This window comes from Streptomyces sp. NPDC049040, from assembly GCF_043197715.1.
Classification (GTDB): domain Bacteria; phylum Actinomycetota; class Actinomycetes; order Streptomycetales; family Streptomycetaceae; genus Actinacidiphila.
Genome location: NZ_JBICTO010000006.1, coordinates 381,407 through 396,933, shown reverse-complemented (window position 1 = coordinate 396,933; position 15,527 = coordinate 381,407). Strand labels below are relative to the sequence as shown.

The window sequence follows — 15,527 nt, the reverse complement described above, 5'->3', positions numbered from 1 at the left end:
AGGTCACAATTGATTGACCGTCAGTGAAACCTCCGCGCAACATTGCGGAAACCACTCCTCCGACGAGGGGCCATGGAGGGGCCGTTCTGTAAACGATTACAGTTTGCCGCCGGACGACGAGGGGACGACTATGACGACTTCGGGCGGACCGCCCACCGTGGAGACCATCGCCGCACGCGCAGGAGTGTCCACCGCCTCGGTTTCCCGTGTTCTCAATGGTCACGGGGCTCGCCCCGACACCGTCCTGCGGGTCGAGCGGGCGGCGGCCGAACTGGGCTACGTGCCCAACGGGGTGGCCAGATCCCTCAAGGGCGGTCGTACCAGGCAACTGACCTTCGCCATGCCCGATGTGGGCAATCCGGCCTATGTCTCGATGGTCCGGCAGATACAGGCCGTCACCAAACCGCTGGGCTACCGGCTGCTGCTGCACTCCACCGACGCCGTCGCCGAGGACGAGCTGGACGTGGTGCGCAGCCTCGCCGACCGGACGAGCGACGGGCTGATCCTGTGCCCGATCCGGGTCACCGACGCCCATCGTGAGGTGCTGGCGCACACCGCGCGCCCGGTCGTGGTCATCGGCTCGCTGCCCGAGCCTGCGCCCGTGGACAGCGTGCGCGCCGACTCCGTGTCGGGCACCGTGCTCGCGGTACGGCACCTGCTGGAGCGCGGCCGCCGGCGCATCGCCTTCGTCAACGGCCCCGCCGACACCGTGCCGGGGCGCAACCGCAGGACCGGCTACGAAGCGGCACTGCGCGAGGCCGGCCTCGTACCGGACCCCGCGCACACCGTCACCACCGACTTCGGCATCGAGGCCGGCGCCCTGGCCGCACACCGGCTGCTCGACGCGCACCCCGGCATCGACAGCGTCTTCTGCGCCAACGACCAGCTCGCGCTCGGCGCCGCCCACGCCGCACACGACCGCGGGCTGCGCATACCCGACGACCTCGCGGTGGTCGGGATGGACGACAGCGAGCTGGCGAGGGCGGGCCACCCGGCGCTGACCAGCGTGGACCTGGGCTCCGCGGAGAGGGGGCGGCTGGCGGCCGAAATGCTGGTCGCCCGGCTCGACGGCGGCCGCCACCGGGTGCGCTGCGAGACCGTGCCACCCCGCCTGGTGGTCCGCGAGTCCACCGCGGGTACGCGGGCAGCCGGCCGCTCAGGCCTCCTTGCGGGTGCCGGTCACGTCGCGGCCACCGCGGTGAGGGCGTCATGAGCGCTGCCACAGCCACCCAGCCGCGGCCGGGCGCCGGCAATCCCCCACCGCGTACGGCTGCCGCCCGCCGCCGGATGCTCGGCCTGGACCGGGACGCCTGGTTCCTGCTGCTGCCGGCGCTGATACCCGTGCTGGTGCTCAGCGTCGGACCGCTGCTGTACGGCGTGTCGCTGGCCTTCACCGACGCGCAGTCGGGTGTCACCCGGTCCACGTCCTTCACCGGCGTGGACAACTTCGCCGATCTGCGGCTCGATTCGCTGTTCTGGGACTCGTTCAGGATCGGCCTGATCTGGGCGGTCTGCGTCACCGCGCTCCAACTGCTGCTCGCGCTCGGCCTCGCGGTGCTGCTCGACCAGAATCTGCGCTTCCGCTGGCTGGCCCGCACGCTGGCGCTGGTGCCGTGGGCGATGCCCGAGGTCGTGGTCGGCATCATGTGGCGGCTGGTCTACAACCCGGACGCGGGCATCCTCAACAACACCCTGCGCCACATGCATCTGACGTCGGGCCACACGGACTGGCTGTCCAGCCTGTCGCTCGCGCTGCCCGCGGTGATCGTGGTGGGCGTCTGGTTCGGCATGCCGCAGACCACCGTGGTGCTGCTGGCCGGCCTGCAGAACGTACCGCTGGAGCTGCACGAGGCGGCCGCCATCGACGGGGCCGGCGCCTGGCGCCGCTTCACGAACGTCACCTGGCCGACGCTCAAGCCGGTGGTGCTGTCCATCACCGCGCTCAACTTCATCTGGAATTTCAACTCCTTCGGCCTGGTCTACGTGCTGACCAGCGGAGGGCCCGGCGGCAAGACCCGGCTGCCGACGCTCTTCGCCTACGAGGAGGCCTTCCGCTACGGGCAGTTCGGTTATGCGGCGGCCATGGGCCTGGTGATGGTCGCGGTGATCGCCGTGCTGCTCACCGTCTTCCTGCGCAACCGTCTGAAGGAGGATGACCAGTGAGCGCCACCGTCCCCGCACCGGAACAGGCCGCACCCCAGCCCCTCCCCCGCCCGCTGCCGCGTCCAGGCCGTCGCGGCCTGCGCCGCCGGGCGGGCAGGACCGGGCAGTACGCGGCACTGCTGTGCTATCTGGTCTTCCTCGCCTTCCCGCTGCTGTGGCTGGTGTCGACCGCCTTCAAGTCGCCCAGGGAGCTGGGCTCCGTCGATCCGACGTGGCTGCCGCGGCATCCGACGCTGGGCAATTTCCGCACCGCGCTCGACGAGCAGCCGCTGCTGCACGCGGCGCTCAACAGCCTGCTGGTGGCGGGCGCCGCCGCACTGATCGCGGTGGCCGTCGCGGTACCTGCCGCCTATGCGATGGTGCGGTTCAGGGGCGCGGTCAGCCGCGCCGGCACGGGCTGGATCCTGGTCAGCCAGATGTTCCCGCTGGTGCTGATCATCATCCCGTTGTTCATGGTCCTCAAAAATCTGCACCTGATCGACTCCCGGCCGGGCCTGGTCGTCGTTTACGTGGTGTGGACCCTGCCCTTCGTGCTGTGGATGCTTCAGAGCTACGTCAAAGCGGTGCCGGTGTCGCTGGAGGAGGCCGCCGCGATCGACGGCTGCGGACGGCTGCGGACCCTGCGCAGCGTGGTCCTTCCGCTGCTGGCGCCCGGCCTGGTCGCGACGCTGATGTTCGCCTTCGTCACCGCGTGGAACGAGTTCTTCTTCGCCCTGGTCCTGCTCAAGTCGCCGGAGAAGCAGACGATGTCCGTGATCCTCACCCACTACACCGGTGCCGAGGGCGCCGCGGACCTCGGCCCGCTGGCCGCCGCGTCGCTGCTCGCCACCATCCCCAGCCTGGTCTTCTTCGCGCTGCTCCAAAAGCGCCTGGTGAGCGGGATGCTGTCCGGGGCGGTGAAGGGATGATGCGCCGCCGCAGCCTGCTCACCGGCGCCGCGACGACCGCCGCCGCCGCCGGCTCCGCCGCACTGCTGTCCGGCTGCGGCTCGTCGGCGGCGTCCGGCGTGCCCACCCTGGACTTCCTCTCCCTCGCCTGGCAGGAGGAGTCCGTCAAGGCCAACAAGGCACTGGTGGCGCAGTGGAACACCGAGCACCCCGAGGTCCAGGTGCGCTACGTGCAGGGCAGTTGGGACGACGTCCACGACCAGTTGCTCACCTCGTTCGAGGGCGGCGCCGCGCCCGACATCATCCACGACGAGGGCAACGACCTCACCGACTTCGGCTCCGGCGGCTACCTCGCCGACCTGACCCGGCTGCTGCCCGCCGCGACGCGCGCCCGGATCCCCGCGGCCGCCTGGGACATGGCCCGCTTCGATGGCGGGCTGTACGGGGTGCCCTTCCTCCAGGAGCCGCGGGTCCTGATGGCCAACCGAGGCCTGCTGGCCGAGGCGGGCATCGGCCTGCCGGACGCCGCGAAGCCGTGGACGTGGCAGGAGTTCGAGGACGTCACCAAGGAGCTGTCGCACGCCGGCGGCGGCTCGGCGGAGCGCTACGGCGTGGCGTGGCCGATGAGTTCACCGGTGAGCGTGACGCTGAATCTCGCGCTCACCACCGGCGGGCGGATCCTCTACCCCACGGACGACGGGCGAACGGAAGTACGCCTGGACGAGGCCGACTCCGCCTTCGCCGAGCTCGTACGCCGCCAGGTCGGCACCGACGGATCGGCGCCTGCCAGCGCGCTCGGCATGAGCGGCGGCGACGCGCTGCCCGGCTTCTTCGCCGGGCGCTACGCGATGCTGCCGCTCAACCTCTCCTACCGCCAGCAGATACAGCAGCAGGCGCCGGCCCGCTTCGACTGGGTCACCCTGCCGCTGCCGGCCGGCGCCGGCGCCCCGGACGGCGGCCGCGCCCAGGGGGTCAGCCCGCAGACGCTCTCGGTGTCCAAGGACTGCAAGCACCAGGAAGCGGCCGCGGCGTTCATCGACTTCCTGACGCAGACCCCCCACCTGGTGCAGCTGGCCAGGGGCGACTGGATGGCCCCGACCGGCACCGACGCGCTGCACGACCCGTCGATCACCACCGGCAAGCTCGGCTGGAGCACCGGCATGTCGGTGGCAGCCCACCTGGTGGCCTCCCCCGCCCTGGGCCGCCGCGGCTACCCCGAGTGGTCGGACAAGATCGCGACTCCCGCGCTGCAGCAGTTCTACAGCGGCGACATCGGCCTGGACTCGCTGCGCAAGAAGCTGGTGCGCGACGGCAACCGGGTCTTCGACCGGTATCGCGCCTGACCCCGCGGCGCCGGCCGCCTCAGGACCCAGGACCCCATCGGCACATCCGACAGCGACGACGAGGAGCCACCGGCATGCCGGGAACGTCGTACGGCCCGCGACCGCGACCCCCGCCGCGCGAGGGGGGAGCACGGCGGACACGCACACAGCAGGACTCACCAGGAAATGGCACGGCATGAGCACAACTCCCGCCTCACCCGACACCTCGGACCCGTATCCCACCCCGTCGCCCCACAACACCCGCCGGCCCGCCCCCGCCCCCGGCTCACCCCGCGACCACGCGCGCGGCGCGCTCACCGGTCTCGCCGTCGGTGACGCGCTGGGGGCCCCGGCCGAGAACATGAAACCGTCCGCGATCCGCAAACGCTGGGGCCGCATCGAGGACTTCGTCACCGACGACCCGGCCGGCACCGACGACACCGAATACGCGATCCTGTCCGGGCTGCTGCTGGCCAGGCACGGCTCGGCCCTCACCGCAGGGGACGTCGAGACGGCCTGGCACGTCTGGATCGCCGACCGCGACGAAGGCCCCTTCAAGGGCGCCGGTTTCAGCGAGCGCGGCACCCTGGAGAATCTGCGCCGCGGGCTGGCCTCACCGATCACCGCACAGCACCGGCACGCCTGGAGCGACGGGCTGGCGATGCGCGCCGCGCCCTTCGGCGTCTTCGCCGCGGGCAGGCCGGGCGAGGCCGCCCGGCTGGTGGCGATCGACGGCACGGTCAGCCACGAGGGCGAGGGAATCTACGGTGGCCAGGCCGTCGCCGCCGGGGTGGCGGCGGCGATGGGCGGCGGGGACTGCGCCGCCGTCATCACCGCGGCGCTGTCCGTGGTGCCCGAGGACTCGTGGACCGCCCGCTCGCTGCGGCGGGCGGTGACGGTGGCCCGCCGGGTCAGGCTGGACACCGATCTGACCGTGCTCGACCGGGAGCGGGCGCTGCGCTCCGCGGTCGTCATCGGCGGCTACCCGTGGACCGACCTGGCGCCCGAGGCGGTGGGGCTGGCGTTCGGCGCGTTCGCCCTGGCGGCGGGCGACTTCACCGGCTCGGTCCTCACGGCGGTGAACATGGGAAGGGACGCCGACACCACCGCCGCGGTCGCGGGCGCGCTCGCCGGGACGCTCGGCGGCTGGTCGGCCATCCCGGCGCGCTGGTCGCGGGCCGTCGCCGCGGTGCGCGGCAGCTGCCTGCCCGCGATGGCCGGCTACCACGTCCACGACATCGCCGACCTGCTCTCCCCCGACGGGGCCCGGCACAGCGCCGCCGGCCGGGCAGCCTCATGACCCGCCGCCCCTGCCCCGCTCCTTCCGCCGCCACTGCCGCCACCGTCCCCGCCGACGCGCCGGCGGAAGACCGCCCGCCCCGGCCGGCCCGCCGGGACCCCGCGTCCCGGAGCAATGTCCGGAGCGGAGCCGACCGGCGGCCGCCGGCGCCCGCGGTTGCCGCGGCTCCGGCGGCCGTGCCCGGCGGCGAGGCGCGTTCGCGGGTGGAGGGTCTGCTGCTGGGCCTGGCGGCCGGCGACGCCGCCGGGTGGCCCGCGGCACGCCACAGGGCGGCACGGATGCCCGAGTGGACCCGCCGCCTGACCCGGGAACTCGACACCTTCGCCGAGCAGAACGAGACGACCACCCTGCCGGTGCCGATCGCCCTCAACCAGCCGCCGGAGCCGCTGCGGCTCGGCCCTTCCGACGACGCGGAATGGGCCGCCTTCACCGCCGAGGCGGTGCTCACCTCGCGCGGGGCGCTGCTCAGCGACTCCACCCGCGACCGGCGGGTGCGGGCCGCGGTGGACCTGGCGTGGATGTCGCTGGCCGCCGAGATCTCGGCCGCTGCCGCCCGCGCCCCCGAGGTGGAGTCCGCGGTGATCCCGCTGCGGGCGAGGATCTCGGTACGCGCGGGGCTCGGCAATCTCGCCACCGGCCTGCGCCCGCCCGCCACCGGGCACGACAACCCGCACTTCTTCGACGACGCCGCCTGCGGGCGGGCCTGCGTGCTGGCGGTCGTCCACCCGGGCGACCCGGCGGCCGCGGCGGACCTCGCAGAATACGACGCGCGCTACACCCAGGACGAGGACGGGGTGCACGGCGCCCGCGCGATGGCGGCCGCCGTCGCGCTCGCGCTGGCGGGCGCCCCGACGGCGGACTGCGTGGCGGCGGCACTGCACGAGTTGCCGCCGGGCTCCGAGATCGCGCGCAACGCGCAGCACGCCGTCGCCCTCGCCCGGTCCGCCCGCGCGGCCGACGACCGCGACCACGGGCAGGCGTTCGGCCTGATCCCGCTGCTCGAACACCAGATCATCGACCACGTCTACAGCTACGGCATCGCCGCCGCCGACACCGTGCCGGTCGCCCTCGCCCTGGTGCTGGCCAGTGACGGCGCCGTGGCGGAGGCGGTGCCCGCCGCCGCCTGCCTGTCGCGGGTCGCGGACTCCGCACCCGCGCTGGCGGGCGCGCTGGCCGGCGCGCTCGGCGGAGCCGGCGCCCTGCCCGCCTCCTGGCGGGCCGCGTGCAGGACCCTGGCCGGCTGCGCGCTGCCGCACCTCGCCGGCCTCGACCTCGTGGAACTGGCCGGGCGGCTGGCCGCCGTCGAGCCGGCCGTCCCCGCTCAGGAAGGACTCGGAATCCATGAATCTGACGCTTGAGGACCGCATCGCCGGTTGCCTGGTCGGCGCCGCCGTCGGCGACGCCCTCGGCGGCCCGGTCGAGGGCTGGACGCCTGAGCAGATCGCCGAGCGGCACGGCGGCTGGGTACGCGGCGTCGTCGGCCCGTTCCACGAGGACTGGCGCACCGCGCGCCCCATCGCCCCCTACCACAAGGGCGATGGCCACGTCACCGACGACACCCTGATGACGCAGGCACTGGTCCGGGTGTACGCCAAGGTCCGCGACCACCTGGACGCATACGACATCGCCGAGCACCTGGTGCCCGACCTGATCACCACACCCCGCTGGATCCCGGAGCTGGAGGCGGAGGCGCTGCCGTTGCAGCGGATCTTCCTGGCCGAGAAGTGGATCGTGGCCCGGCTGCACTACGGGCACGTGGACCCCCGGGAGGCGGGCGCCGGGAACATCGTCAACTGCGGCGCGGCGATGTACATGGCCCCGGTGGGGGTGGTCAACGCGGGCAATCCCGCGGCTGCCTACACGGAGGCTCTGGAGGTCGCGGCGCCGCACCAGTCCTCTTACGGGCGGGAGGCAGCCGGGGTCTTCGCCGCCGCCGTGGCGGCCGCCTTCCTCCCCGGTGCGACCGCGGGCGGCGTGGTGGAGCAGGCGCTCGGGCTGGCGAAGGACGGTACCCGGGCCGCCATCGAGGCGGTGTGCGAGCGCGCGTCCTCCTACGACGACTGGGAGGAGGCGCTCGGTCCGCTGCGGGATGCCGTCGCGCCCTTCGACACGGTCGGGCCGCGCTACCGGGAGCCGTCGCTCGGCGCCAGGCGGCCGTCCCGGCTGCACGCCATCGAGGAGCTGCCCATCGCCCTCGGCATGCTGCTGGTCGGCGGCGGTGCCTACGAGCCCGCGGTGCTCGGCTCGGTGAACTACGGCCGGGACTGCGACTCGATCGCCACGATGAGCGGGGCGATCGCCGGCGTGCTCGGCGGCACCCGGGGGGTGCCCGCCGCCTGGAGCGGGGAGGTCGGGCAGGCCAGCAGGCTCGACCTGTACGGTCCCGCCGCGGAACTGTCCGCCGTCACCCGGGAGATCTTCGCCCGGGACACCGAGCGCCGCCGGGCCCACGAGGCGGCCTTCACGGCTCTGGCGGGCCTGTGACGGCGCCGCCGGTGGCGCAGGTGCGGCTGACCTGGGTCCAGCCGGAGGACCTGCTCGGCCATGAGCTGCGGCAGGCCGCGCAGGACGGCCGCGACCCCGCCGATGTCCGCCGCCGCTGGCTCGCGGCGGGCGGCCACCTCGCCCCGGACCGCGAGGGCGCCTCCCCCGGTCCCACCGCCCCGGGCCTGCGCGCCCTGGCGGAAGCCCTGCTGGACGAACTCGCCGGCATGCCCTGCCCGGCGGCACCCGCGGAACCGACCGCCCTGGCTGCCATCCACGCGGCGTCCCCCGCGTGGTCCGCCGCCACCACCGCGGACCGGGAGGACGCGGCCGGCCCGCCCACCGCGGCTCGGCAGGACCCGGACACGGCCCCCACCCGGGACCCGTCCCGGGACGCGGCGGCCGCGCCCGGAGCGGAAGCGCCGGTGGCCGCGCGCCCCGCGGGGGCCGGCCGCGGGGAAGGCGGGGCGCGGGAGCGGCTGGCGGACCGGCTGGAAGCCGGGTGGCTCGGGCGGGCCGCCGGGTGCCTGCTGGGGAAGCCGGTGGAGAAGCTGACGCTCGGCGGTATCCGGGAGATCTCGGCCGGAACGGGCAACTGGCCGCTGGACACCTGGTTCAGCGAGGTGGGGCTGGATCCCGAGGTCGCCGCAAGGCATCCGTGGAACCGCCGCAGCAGGTCCACCTCGCTGGCCGAGAACATCAGCGGGATGCCGGAGGACGACGACCTCAACTACCCGCTGCTCGCGCTGCTGCTGCTGGAGGCCGAAGGCCACGGCTTCCGCACCGCCGACGTGGCGCGGCTGTGGCTGGCGGAAGTCCCGGCGGGGCGCACCTTCACCGCCGAGCGGGTCGCGTACCGCAATCTGCTGGACGGGGTCGAACCGCCGCACACCGCCACCCGGCGCAATCCGTTCCGCGAGTGGATCGGTGCCCTCATCCGGGCCGACGTGTACGGCTGGACGCACCCGGGCGACCCGGTCGCCGCCGCGGACGAGGCGTGGCGGGACGCCGTACTGACCCACACCGCGAACGGGGTCTACGGAGCGATGTTCGCCGCGGCGGTGATCGCCCGGGCGGCGGGCGGCGGGACGGACGTCCACGGCTGCCTGGCCGCCGGGCTCGAAGTGGTGCCCGCCGGCTCGCGGCTGGCGCGGGCGGTGCGGTTCGGTGTCGCGGCGGCCCGCGCGGAGCCGACCGGGACCCGCGAGGGCTTCGCGGATGTGGTGGACGCCCTGCACACCGAGTACGGCGACCACCACTGGGTGCACGTCCTGCCCAACGCGGCGCTGCTCGCCGCGGCGCTCACCCATGCGGAGGGCGACTTCACCGGCTCCATCACCCGTGCGGTGTCCGGGGGTTGGGACACCGACTCGAACGGGGCCACGGCGGGTTCCGTCGCCGGGCTGCTCGCGGGTTCGCCGTCCGGGCTGCCCGGGCGGTGGACCGACCCGCTGAAGAACAGGCTGTCGACCACGGTCGGCGGCCTCGACGGCATCGGCTTCGACACGCTCGCCCGGCGGACCGCCGCAGTCGCGGTCCTCCCGCAGGAAGGCAGTTCATGACCGCACCACCCGCACCCCAGGCCGGGATCGCCGTCCTGGGCAGCGCCAACATGGACCTGGTCGCGTACGTGCGGGCCGCTCCGGCCCGCGGTGAGACCGTCACCGGGGAGTCGTTCCGCACGGTCGCCGGCGGCAAGGGCGCCAACCAGGCGATCGCCGCCGCACGGGCGGGCGGCGCGGTGGCGATGATCGGCGCGGTCGGCGACGACGGCTTCGGGCGGCAGTTGCGTGCCGCGCTGGACGAGGCCGGCGTCGCCACCGCGCGGCTGCGTACGGCCCGTGGCCCCAGCGGCATCGCGCAGATCGTGGTCGACGGCGAAGGGCACAACGCGATCGTGGTGGTGCCGGGCGCCAACGGCACGGTGACCGGGCTGACGTCGCAGGACGAGGCCGTGATCGGCGCGGCCGGCGCGCTGCTGCTGCAGCTCGAACTCCCGCTGGCCGGTGTGCTCGCGGGCGCCAGGGCGGCCAGGGCGCACGGCGTGCGTACCGTGCTCACCCCCGCCCCTGCGCAGCCGCTGCCGGACGAACTGCTCTCCCTCATCGACCTGCTGGTGCCGAACGAGCACGAGGCCGCCGCGCTGAGCGGCGAGCGCGATCCGCACGCGGCGGCCCGCGCCTTGCTGGACGCGGTGCCTGAGGTGGTGGTCACGATGGGCGCCGCGGGCTGCCTGTACGCGGTACGCGGCCGGGAGCCGCTGGCCGTGCCCGCGCTGGCCGCCGATGCGGTCGACACCACCGCGGCGGGCGACACCTTCGTCGGCGCGCTCGCGGTGGCGCTCGGCGAGGGCCGGGCGCCGGCCGACGCGCTCGGCTGGGCGACCGCCGCCTCGGCGCTGTCCGTCGAACGCCCCGGCGCCTCCTCTTCCATGCCGGCACGCGCGCAGATCGACGCCCGTGCGGCAGCGGCGCGCCGCGATCCGTGAGCGCGCCCGCCCCGCGAACATCGGGACAGCCAAACACGGAGCACCGAACACCGAAACACCGACAGACCGGAACAGAGGTACCACCCATGCACCATCCGCCTCCGCAGGAAGCGGCCCCCGCCACCACCCCGCAGGATCCCGCGACGGGCCCCGAGAACCCCGGGCGGGCAGCGGGCCCGCTGTCCGGGATGCGGGTGATCGACCTGGCGACCCTCTTCGCAGGACCCGGCGCCGCCACCCTGCTCGGCGACTTCGGCGCCGACGTGATCAAGGTCGAACACCCGCGCAAGCCGGACCCGTCCAGGGGCCACGGCCCGGGGAAGAACGGCGTCGGCCTGTGGTGGAAGCACCTCGGGCGCAACAAGCGCAATGTCACCGTCGACCTGTCCACGCCCGGCGGCCGCGAGGTGCTGCTCAAACTGGCCGCCTCCGCCGACGTGGTGATCGAGAACTTCCGGCCGGGCACCCTGGAGAAGTGGGGCCTGGGCTGGGAGGAGCTGTCGGCGGCGAACCCGCGGCTGGTGCTGGCCCGGGTCACCGCCTTCGGCCAGTTCGGCCCCTACGCGCGCAGGCCGGGCTTCGGCACCCTCGCCGAGGCGATGAGCGGCTTCGCCGCGACCACCGGCGAGCCGGAAGGGCCGCCGACATTGCCGCCGTTCGGCCTGGCGGACGCGGTGGCGGGGCTGGCGACCGCGTACGCGGTGATGGCCGCGCTCGCGGGCCGGGACCGTACGGGGGCCGGGCAGGTGGTGGACATGGCGATCATCGAGCCGATGCTCGCGGTCCTCGGCCCGCAGCTGATCTGGTACGACCAGCTCGGCTACGTGCAGCCCCGGATGGGCAACCGCTCCGCCAACAACGCGCCGCGCAACACGTATCGCACGGCGGACGGCAGCTGGCTCGCGGTGTCGTCGTCCGCGCAGTCGGTGGCCGAGCGGGTGCTCCGGCTGGTCGGCCACCCGGAGTTCGTCGACGAGCCGTGGTTCGCGACCGGCACGGGGCGGGCGGCGCACGCCGAGGAGATCGACAAGGTGGTCGGCGACTGGATCGCCCGGCACGACCGGGATGAGGTGGTGGCCGCGTTCGAGTCGGCGCAGGCCGCGGTCGCCCCGGTCTACGACGTGCGCGACGTGGTCGCCGACCCCCAGTTCCGCGCGCTGGGCACGGTGGCGCGGGTCGAGGACGAGGACTTGGGCCCGCTGCGGATGCAGAACGTGCTCTTCCGGCTGTCCGACACCCCCGGCGCCATCCGCTGGACCGGCCGCCCGCACGGAGCCGACACCGCGGAGGTGCTGGCCGAACTCGGCCTGACCACACCGCAGATCGCGGCGCTCCGCGCGGAGGGCGCGCTGTGAGCCCCGACGTCCGCACCACCGCCGCGGGTTCCGTGCCCGCGCCCGGCGGTGAGCCGCGGGCCTCGGCGGGACGCCCCGCCGGGATCGCCCTGACCTGGCTTTACGCGCCGGGGGACCGTCCCCACATGGTGGCCAAGGCGCTGCGTTCCGGGGCGGATGTGGTGCTGGTCGACCTGGAGGACGCGGTCAGGTCGGAGCGCAAGGAGTACGCGAGGGCCGCGACGGCCGAACTGCTGGCGCAGCCTGCTCCCGGGCCTGCCGCCGTCCACGTCCGGGTGAACGCGCTGGACGGCCCGCTGCTGGCCGCGGACCTGGCGGCGCTCGGCGGGCTGCCCGGCCTGTGCGGCCTGCGGCTGCCGAAGGTCGGCACACCGGCGGATGTCGGCCGGGTGGTGCGGATCATGCGCGACGCGGGCGGCGTGCCCGGCCTGTACCCGCTGCTGGAGTCGGCGCTGGGTGTGGAGAACGCCTTCGCGGTCGCGTCGGCCGACCCGGCGGTGCGGGGCATCGCCCTGGGCGAGGCGGACCTGCGCGCGGACCTCGGGCTCGCGGACGAGGACGCGCTGGTGTGGCCCCGGGTGCGGCTGGTGGTCGCGGCCAGGGCGGCGGGGCTGGCGCCGCCGGTCCAGTCGGTCTACCCGGACGTCCGCGACCTGGCCGGGCTCGCCGCCTCCTGCCGTCGGGGGCGGGCGCTGGGCTTCCTCGGCCGGGCGGCGATCCACCCGCGCCAGTTGCCGGTCATCGAGCGGGCGTATCTGCCGTCGGCGCCGGAGATCGCCGCGGCCCGGGAGACGGTGGCGGCGGCAGACGCGTCCCCGGGGGCGCTGGCCCTGCCGGACGGGCGCTTCGTCGACCCGGCGGTGGTCGCGGGCGCCCTGCGGGTGCTGGCGCTCGCCTCGAGGGCGGAGGCGACGGGCTGACCGTGCTCCGCGCCACGGCCCGTGGTCGTGCCGCGGTGCGGGCTCGCTACGATCGGCGCGGAGCGTCCCCGGCCGAGGAGTCCCGTGTGAGCAGTGAGGCGTTCTACCGGAGTCTGGGCGGCGGGCGGTACGAGAGCGGCCCTGCGACCGCGGGTCCCTGGAGTCCCGGGACGCAGCACGCCGGCCCGCCGTCCGCGCTGGTCGGCCGGGCGATGGAGCGCCACGAGGCCAGACCGGGAATGCGCGTGGCGCGGGTGACGGTCGACCTGCCGCGCCCGGTGCCGGTCGGGCCCCTCGACGTGGAGGTGACCACGATACGCAGCGGCGCTCGCAGCGAGCTGCTGGAGGGCCGGATCAGCTCGGACGGCAGGACCGTACTGCTGGCCAGGGCGTGGCGGCTGGTGGCCGCCCCCGACGACACCCCGGACCTGAGCCCGCTGCCGCCGGTGCCTGCGCTGCCGGGCCCGCAACCGCCGCAGACGATGACGGGGGCCTACCTGGACGGCTACGTCTCGGCGATGGAGTGGCGCTTCCCGCCGGGCGCCCCGGGGGCTCAGGAGCCGGGCTTCGACACCCCGGGTCCCGGCACGGCCTGGACGCGGCAGCGGGTCCCGCTGGTGGCGGGTGAGGCGGACACCCCGCTGACCCGGACGCTGACGGCGGCGGACAGCAGCTGGGCGGTCGCCTTCGAGCTCGACCACCGCCGCGGCCTGGTCATCAACACCGACGTCACACTGGTGCTGCACCGCGACCCCGTCGGCGAGTGGCTGTGCCTGCGGTCCGCGACCGCGGCGGCCGGTGGCGGTTCGGGCCTGGCACACGGCGAGTTGCACGACGGCACCGGGGAGTGCGGGCGGATCCTGCAGACGCTGCTGGTCGCGGGACGCTGAGGGCGCGGGGACCGCGGTACGCCGAGCCTTTCCGTTTTGGGGCGATTTGTCCGCCATAATCGCGGGCAGGAGCAGTCCGGCAGCACCGTCCGCAACACGGCATCCGGCGATACGACAAAGGGTGGACCCATGGCCTCCGCAGACCAGTCGGCGCGAAACAGCAAGGGACCCGGCGGCGGGACACCGCCGGGCACGGCGCAGATCGGGGTGACGGGCCTGGCCGTGATGGGCCGCAACCTCGCCCGCAACCTCGCCAGGAACGGCTACGCGACCGCGGTCCACAACCGCACCGCCGCCCGTACCCGGTCACTGGTCGAGGAGTTCGGCGACGAGGGCACCTTCGTGCCGTCCGAGAGCGCCGAGGACTTCGTGGCCTCCCTTGAACGGCCCCGGCGGATCATCGTCATGGTCAAGGCCGGCGATCCGACCGACGCGGTGATCGCGGAGTTCGCGCCGCTGCTCGAAGCCGGCGACATCATCGTGGACGCGGGCAACGCGCACTTCGCCGACACCCGGCGCCGGGAGAAGGAGCTGCGCGAGCGCGGCATCCACTTCGTCGGCACCGGCGTGTCGGGCGGCGAGGAGGGCGCGCTGCACGGCCCGAGCATCATGCCGGGCGGCTCCGCCGAGTCCTACCAGGCACTCGCGCCGATGCTGGAGGCCATCGCGGCGAAGGCCGACGACGGCACACCGTGCGTGACGCACATCGGCCCCGACGGAGCCGGGCACTTCGTGAAGATGGTGCACAACGGCATCGAGTACGCCGACATGCAGCTCATCGCCGAGTCCTACGACCTGCTGCGGCAGGCGCTCGACCTGCCGCCCGACCGGATCGCGGAGGTCTTCCGCGGCTGGAACGAGGGGCGTCTGGACTCGTACCTCATCGAGATCACCGCGCAGGTGCTGGCGCACGACGACGCCGAGACCGGCAAGCCCTTCGTGGACGTCGTGCTGGACCAGGCGGAGCAGAAGGGCACCGGTCGGTGGACGGTGCAGACCGCCCTCGACCTCGGGGTCCCGGTCAGCGGCATCGCCGAGGCAGTCTTCGCCCGCGCCGTCTCCGGCCACGCCGCCCTGCGGGAGGCCGCGCGCGACCTGCCGGGACCGACGCCGACGCTCCTGGACAGCGCCGCCCACGACCGCTTCGCGGACGACGTCGAGCAGGCGCTGTACGCGTCGAAGATCGTCGCCTACGCGCAGGGCTTCCACCAGATCGCGGCCGGCAGCGCCGAATACGGCTGGGACATCGACCAGGGCCGCGTCGCGGCGATCTGGCGGGCCGGATGCATCATCAGGGCCGCGTTCCTCGACCGCATCAGGGCGGCGTTCGACGCCAGGGGAGACCTTCCGACGCTGCTCATCGACGAGCACTTCGAGGAGGCGCTGCGGGGCGCGCAGAGCGCGTGGCGGCGGGTCGTGAGCACGGCCGCCGAGCTGGGCATCCCCACCCCGGGCTTCGCGGCCGCGCTGGCCTACTACGACAGCCTGCGGGCACAACGGCTGCCCGCCGCACTCGTGCAGGGCCAGCGGGACTACTTCGGCGCCCACACCTACCGTCGCGCCGACCGCCCCGGCACCTTCCACACGCTCTGGGCCGAGCCGTCGCGCCGCGAGGTCTCCCCCTCCTGAGCCCCAGGCGGCGGCTTCTCCGGGCGACGGGCCGGCCGTACGGCTCCCGCGCCCTGGAAGGTGCTCGCCTTCCGGCGATCGGCAGGCAC

At 74.5% G+C, this 15,527-nt stretch carries 13 protein-coding genes; all 13 read left to right on the top strand.

Annotation, left to right across the window (positions count from 1 at the left end):
- The first annotated feature begins 130 nt into the window (after positions 1-130).
- Complete coding sequence (locus ACGFMP_RS19330; protein ID WP_393673743.1) at positions 131-1,213, top strand: LacI family DNA-binding transcriptional regulator; 1,083 nt, start codon at positions 131-133, stop codon at positions 1,211-1,213.
- The gene (locus ACGFMP_RS19325; RefSeq protein WP_393673741.1) at positions 1,210-2,163 is read left to right on the top strand and encodes a carbohydrate ABC transporter permease; all 954 of its coding nucleotides are present in this window, start codon (positions 1,210-1,212) and stop codon (positions 2,161-2,163) included. Before ACGFMP_RS19330 ends, ACGFMP_RS19325 begins: the two co-directional genes overlap by 4 nt.
- A 53-nt stretch (positions 2,164-2,216) precedes the next feature.
- Positions 2,217-3,071: a carbohydrate ABC transporter permease gene (locus tag ACGFMP_RS19320; protein WP_393673794.1), complete on the top strand. Its 855-nt coding sequence runs from the start codon at positions 2,217-2,219 to the stop codon at positions 3,069-3,071.
- Complete coding sequence (locus ACGFMP_RS19315) at positions 3,071-4,393, top strand: ABC transporter substrate-binding protein (protein ID WP_393673793.1); 1,323 nt, start codon at positions 3,071-3,073, stop codon at positions 4,391-4,393. Before ACGFMP_RS19320 ends, ACGFMP_RS19315 begins: the two co-directional genes overlap by 1 nt.
- A 175-nt stretch (positions 4,394-4,568) precedes the next feature.
- Positions 4,569-5,672 (top strand): ADP-ribosylglycohydrolase family protein, encoded by a 1,104-nt coding sequence (locus tag ACGFMP_RS19310; RefSeq protein ID WP_393673740.1) that lies wholly within the window; start codon positions 4,569-4,571, stop codon positions 5,670-5,672.
- Positions 5,669-7,030 carry an ADP-ribosylglycohydrolase family protein gene (locus ACGFMP_RS19305; protein WP_393673738.1) on the top strand — a complete coding sequence of 454 codons (1,362 nt, stop codon included), beginning with the start codon at positions 5,669-5,671 and terminating at the stop codon, positions 7,028-7,030. Before ACGFMP_RS19310 ends, ACGFMP_RS19305 begins: the two co-directional genes overlap by 4 nt.
- Entirely contained in the window at positions 7,014-8,156 is a 1,143-nt protein-coding gene (locus ACGFMP_RS19300; RefSeq protein WP_393673736.1) for an ADP-ribosylglycohydrolase family protein, read from the top strand. Before ACGFMP_RS19305 ends, ACGFMP_RS19300 begins: the two co-directional genes overlap by 17 nt.
- Entirely contained in the window at positions 8,153-9,718 is a 1,566-nt protein-coding gene (locus ACGFMP_RS19295; protein WP_393673735.1) for an ADP-ribosylglycohydrolase family protein, read from the top strand. Before ACGFMP_RS19300 ends, ACGFMP_RS19295 begins: the two co-directional genes overlap by 4 nt.
- Positions 9,715-10,644, top strand: a complete 930-nt coding sequence (locus ACGFMP_RS19290) for a ribokinase (RefSeq protein ID WP_393673733.1) — start codon at positions 9,715-9,717, stop codon at positions 10,642-10,644. Before ACGFMP_RS19295 ends, ACGFMP_RS19290 begins: the two co-directional genes overlap by 4 nt.
- 86 nt (positions 10,645-10,730) lie before the next feature.
- Complete coding sequence (locus ACGFMP_RS19285) at positions 10,731-11,999, top strand: CaiB/BaiF CoA transferase family protein (RefSeq protein ID WP_393673731.1); 1,269 nt, start codon at positions 10,731-10,733, stop codon at positions 11,997-11,999.
- 32 nt (positions 12,000-12,031) lie between these two features.
- Positions 12,032-12,919, top strand: coding sequence for an HpcH/HpaI aldolase/citrate lyase family protein (locus tag ACGFMP_RS19280; RefSeq protein WP_393673791.1), 888 nt, complete (start codon positions 12,032-12,034; stop codon positions 12,917-12,919).
- Positions 12,920-13,005: 86 nt separating this feature from the next.
- Positions 13,006-13,809 carry a thioesterase family protein gene (locus ACGFMP_RS19275; protein ID WP_393673730.1) on the top strand — a complete coding sequence of 268 codons (804 nt, stop codon included), beginning with the start codon at positions 13,006-13,008 and terminating at the stop codon, positions 13,807-13,809.
- A 129-nt stretch (positions 13,810-13,938) separates the two neighbouring features.
- On the top strand, positions 13,939-15,438 hold the full coding sequence (gene gndA / locus ACGFMP_RS19270) for an NADP-dependent phosphogluconate dehydrogenase (RefSeq protein WP_393673729.1): 1,500 nt from the start codon (positions 13,939-13,941) through the stop codon (positions 15,436-15,438).
- Positions 15,439-15,527: the final 89 nt, after the last annotated feature.